Annotated in this window: 1 protein-coding gene; it reads left to right on the top strand. The window is 68.2% G+C overall.

What is annotated here, in order from left to right; translation table 11 throughout:
• Positions 1-95: 95 nt before the first annotated feature.
• A partial coding sequence (locus tag PLL68_RS15570; protein ID WP_324535650.1) for a DUF7146 domain-containing protein occupies positions 96-1,143 on the top strand: 1,048 nt, incomplete at its 3' end.

Raw genomic sequence — 1,143 nt, 5'->3', positions numbered from 1 at the left:
GAACATGTTGCGGCGCGGGTTATGTTGCCGGGCTTTGATTTCCCCTTTGTTTGTTGTGGGTTGCTGCCGTCGGCGCAACATAATGTCTGCGCCAGATGGGGGATATCATGATGCCCCACGGTGCAGCGGACCTGTCGAGCCGCCTTGCGCGTGATGCCGAGGCGGTCTGCCGGCACTACCTTTCGAACGGGCGGCGCCAGGGTCAGTATTGGCTGGTTGGCGACGTGCGCAACGCGCCCGGGGGCTCGATGTTCGTGCGTCTCAAGGGGCCGGACACTGGCCCCGGGGCGGCGGGCCGCTGGACCGATGCCGCCTCGGCCGAACATGGCGACTTGCTGGATGTCATCAGAAAGAGTTGCGGGCTGATCGCGTTCCGCGACGTGCTCGATGAGGCACGCCGCTTCCTGAGCCTGCCCCGGATCGAGGCGACCCAACCGGACGTCGGCAAACGGGCCGATGTTCGCCCCGGCTCGCCGGAGGCGGCGCGACGGCTTATCGCCATGGCGCAGCCAATTCGCCGGACCCTCGCCGAGACCTATCTGATGCATCGCGGCATCACGCCCATCAGGGACTCCGATGCCCTGCGGTATCATCCGCGCTGCTTCTTTCAGCCCGATGACGGTGCTCGGGCTCAAGGGCGCCCGGCGATGATCGCCGTGGTGACCGATCTTGCGGGCAATATCACGGGGGCGCACCGGACCTGGCTTGCGCCGGATGGCACCGGCAAGGCCCTGGTGGATCGGCCGCGCCGCGCCATGGGCAATCTTCTTGGCCACGGCGTGCGCTTTGGTACGGCCCGCGAGGTTCTTGTCGCGGGCGAAGGCATCGAGACGATGCTGTCCGTCGGCGCGGCGCTACCCGGTCTGCCCATCGTGGCGGCCTTGTCGGCGGGCCACCTCGCCGCCCTCTTGCTGCCGCCGACGCTGCACAGGCTCTACATCGCCCGCGATGCGGATGCGGCGGGCGACAAGGCTTTTGCCACGCTGAGTGCGCGCGCGACAGCGGTTGGCATCGAAGTGCTGGCCCTGTCGCCGCAGCGAGGCGACTTCAATGACGATCTGCAGGCGCGGGGCGTCAACGCCCTGCGCGCAGCCCTACGCCCCCAACTCGCCCCACAAGACACTGAACGCGCCGGGGCGGTGG

The sequence above is a fragment of the Ornithinibacter sp. genome (assembly GCF_035443565.1).
Lineage (GTDB): Bacteria > Actinomycetota > Actinomycetes > Actinomycetales > Dermatophilaceae > Fodinibacter.
This window is presented reverse-complemented; position numbering and strand designations above follow the sequence as displayed.